Genomic DNA, 3,107 nt, shown 5'->3' with positions numbered 1-3,107 from the left:
GTAAGCGCCGCCGGAACCCGGCCTTGCGCAGGATTGGGATGGCGTAGATTTCGCGGGGCAAATGGAGGCCTTGCGAGTGGATATCGAGCAGTCAAACGAGCCTCGTATGGGCGCTCGTCGGGATGGAGGAGCGGTCGTACGTGTCGAGCGGCGGCGGCATTGGAGCGACGAGGAGAAGCTCGCGATCCTGAAGGAGACGACGCAGCCCGGCGTCATAGTTGCGGCGGTGGCGCGGCGGCATGGGATCGGAACAGGCCAGCTCTACACATGGCGCAAGCAATTGCTGCGCGGGGCGATGGCGGGTTTTGTTCCAGTTGAACTGGTGAAGCCCGAGCCGGCAGGCAAACCGCCTGAAGCTGGCCGGATCGACATCCGGCGAGGCGACGGCTTCACGGTCTCGGTGGACAGGCTGGTTGACCCACAGGCGCTGCGACTGGTTCTCGAGATTGTCGGGGAGCTTGAACGGTGAGCCTGACCTTGCCGCCGTCGGCCAAGATCTATCTGTCGCTGGCACCGTGCGACATGCGCAAAGGCTTCGACGGGCTGTCGGCCCAGGTTCGTAATATCCTGCAGCTTGATCCATTCTCTGGTGCAGTATTCCTGTTCCGCGGGAAAAGAGGTGACAGGCTGAAGGCGCTGGTCTGGGACGGGTCAGGGCTTTGCCTGTACGCGAAACGTCTCGAGCGTGGAAAGTTCGTGTGGCCCCGAACCCAGGAGGGGGCGGCAGCTCGGCTCTCGGGCGCACAGTTGGCGATGTTGATTGAAGGCCTCGATTGGAGGCAGGCGATCATTCACAACGAGGTGCTCGTACCGACACTCGCATGAGCGGAAAAGTCACGAAAAACTGCGGTTTTAGGTAGGATCGGGAAGGCATTTCCGCTATAGTTCCGGGCATGCGGTTCGACCTTGATCGCCTTCCCACAGACCCGGTTCTCCTGCAGAAAATGCTGCGGGAGATGGCCGAAGCCATGGAGGTAGAGCGGGCCGAGCTGAAGGCGGTAAAGCATACCGTCAAGACCCAAAGCCTGACGATCGAAAAGCTGGAGCATCGCCTTGCCCGGCTGCTGCGCGTCCAGTTCGGTCGCAGCTCCGAAAAGATGGATATCGCGCAACTGCGCCTGATGTTCGAAGAGGTCGAGACCCCGGAGCCGGCCAATGACGACGTAGCCACATCGTCAAAGCTGAAATCGGCACGCAAGGCTGGAGCCCGGACGCCGATCCCGGCGCACGTCCCGCGCCTGACGACGGAGCATCGCCCAGAGCCCTGTGGCTGCGGGGGCGTGGAAACCGTCATCTGCGAAGACGTCACCGAAGTGCTGGATTATGTGCCGGCCCGCTTCCGCGTCCTGCGCCATGTTCGCCCTCGTATCGCTTGCCGGTCTTGCGAGACAATCCGCCAGGCTCCGGCCATTGAGCTGCCGTTGCCCAAGGTCATGGCGAGCAGCGCGCTGCTTGCGCATCTGGTCGTCAGCCGCTTCGTGGATCATCAACCCTGGCACCGCCAGTCGGTGATCTTGCGTCGCCAGGGCGTGGACATCGATCGCGATGTAATGGGGCGTTGGTCCCGCAAGCTGGCTTGGTTGATGGCCCCGCTCGGCGAACGCTTGCTCGCCTACGTCCTCCAAGCTCCCAAGATCCATGGTGACGAGACGCCGGTCACATTGCTCATGGGTGAGGACGGCAGCCACACTGCCTACTTCTGGGTCTATCTGCGCGATGGTCGTTCGAGCGGCGACATGAGCCCGCCCGCTGTGGTGTTCCGCTTCACCACCGGCCGCGGCGGCGAGCATCCCGCAGCCCATCTCGCCGGATATCAGGGATACCTCCAGGCGGATGGCTATGCCGGCTACAACGCGCTGTATCGTGACCCCAAGACGAAGGCCCCGCGCGGCGTGACCGAGGTGGGTTGCTGGGCACATGCGCGGCGCAAGTTTACTGACATCCTGGAAAAGAACCCGTCGCCAGTCGCGGCTGAAGCCGTTGTGAGGATTGGTGAGCTGTTCGCGATCGAGCGCGACATCAAGGGCGCACCACCCGATGCACGACGACAGGTCCGCCAGCAGCAGGCCTCCCCTAAACTGGCTGCCTTACGGCCCTGGCTCGAAGCACAGATGCGCGGGCTGTCCTCAGACAGCGCACTGGCGAAGGCCTGCCGTTATCCGCTCAACCGGTGGGCGGCGATGATCCGCTATTGCGACGATGGCCTGCTCGAGATCAGCAACAACCTGGTCGAAAATGCCCTGCGCGGCGTTGCTCTTGGTCGGCGCAACTGGATGTTCGTCGGTTCGACCAAGGGCGGAGATGCTTCGGCCCTGTTTTACTCGCTTGTCGAGACATGCCGCCTGAACGGCGTGGAACCCGAGGCTTGGTTTACCGACGTCATCGCGCGTATCGGCAACCACCCGATCAACCGGATCGACGAATTGCTGCCATGGAACTGGCATGCGGCGAGAGAGGTCCAGAACCTGGAGTATGCTGCTTGAGCAACGCCTTCATCGTGCGGATGACAATCACCCTAGACGACGTGACGCCGGCCGTCAGCCGCGTAATCGAAGTGCCGCTGGGTATCCGGCTCGATCGTCTGCACAGCGTCTTCCAGGCGGCATTGGCGTGGACGGACAGTCATCTGTGGGAACTGACGTTCGGTCGCACGGGCTTCGGCATCCCAGATCCCGAATATGGCTTTGGCGGTCCGCTCGATGCCCGCAAGGCGACCCTGGGTCAGGCTCTAGAGGGAATGCGGGGCAAGTCCTTCCGATACCTATACGACTTCGGTGATGCCTGGGAGCACAGCGTCAAAATCCAGGGCATCGCTCCGGCCGAGCCCCAAGGCAGCTATCCTCGCCTGCTCGCAGCCACCGGCATGCGACCGCCAGAGGACTCAGGCGGACCTTGGGGCTATGCCGAGAAGCTGGAAGCCCTGGCCGATCCGACACATGAATACCATGAAGAGGCGTTGGAAGCCCTGGGGGACGACCATGATACCGATGCTCAGCCCGACATCGACATGATCCATAACCGCTTAGCAGCGCTGGCAAAGAAATGGGCGCCGCGCCCGCGGAAGGCCAAATAGACTTACGTCAACGCCGCCTTCCGTCGGCGCTTAC

4 protein-coding genes are annotated in these 3,107 nt (G+C 62.6%); all 4 read left to right on the top strand.

Features of this window, described 5'->3' with window-relative positions; translation table 11 throughout:
• The first annotated feature begins 106 nt into the window (after positions 1 to 106).
• The 4 genes from B9A23_RS21955 (at position 107) to B9A23_RS21940 (ending at position 3,073) form a co-directional block, all read left to right on the top strand.
• Positions 107 to 469: an IS66-like element accessory protein TnpA gene (locus B9A23_RS21955; protein WP_217806662.1), complete on the top strand. Its 363-nt coding sequence runs from the start codon at positions 107 to 109 to the stop codon at positions 467 to 469.
• Positions 466 to 825, top strand: a complete 360-nt coding sequence (tnpB, locus tag B9A23_RS21950) for an IS66 family insertion sequence element accessory protein TnpB (protein WP_368655956.1) — start codon at positions 466 to 468, stop codon at positions 823 to 825. Before B9A23_RS21955 ends, tnpB begins: the two co-directional genes overlap by 4 nt.
• A gap of 68 nt (positions 826 to 893) precedes the next feature.
• On the top strand, positions 894 to 2,483 hold the full coding sequence (locus tag B9A23_RS21945) for an IS66 family transposase (RefSeq protein ID WP_084281523.1): 1,590 nt from the start codon (positions 894 to 896) through the stop codon (positions 2,481 to 2,483).
• The gene (locus B9A23_RS21940; protein WP_254895250.1) at positions 2,480 to 3,073 is read left to right on the top strand and encodes a plasmid pRiA4b ORF-3 family protein; all 594 of its coding nucleotides are present in this window, start codon (positions 2,480 to 2,482) and stop codon (positions 3,071 to 3,073) included. Before B9A23_RS21945 ends, B9A23_RS21940 begins: the two co-directional genes overlap by 4 nt.
• Positions 3,074 to 3,107 lie beyond the last annotated feature (34 nt).

Source organism: Novosphingobium sp. B1 (genome assembly GCF_900176395.1).
Lineage (GTDB): Bacteria > Pseudomonadota > Alphaproteobacteria > Sphingomonadales > Sphingomonadaceae > Novosphingobium.
The sequence above is the reverse complement of the archived record's forward strand: the minus strand, read 5'-3'. Positions and strand labels throughout refer to the sequence as shown.

Bases quoted from the DNA above. Each gene is read 5' to 3' on its own strand.
- B9A23_RS21955 (WP_217806662.1), top strand. From the start codon at position 107: ATGGGCGCTCGTCGGGATGGAGGAGCGGTCGTACGTGTCGAGCGGCGG.
- B9A23_RS21945 (WP_084281523.1), top strand. From the start codon at position 894: ATGCGGTTCGACCTTGATCGCCTTCCCACAGACCCGGTTCTCCTGCAG.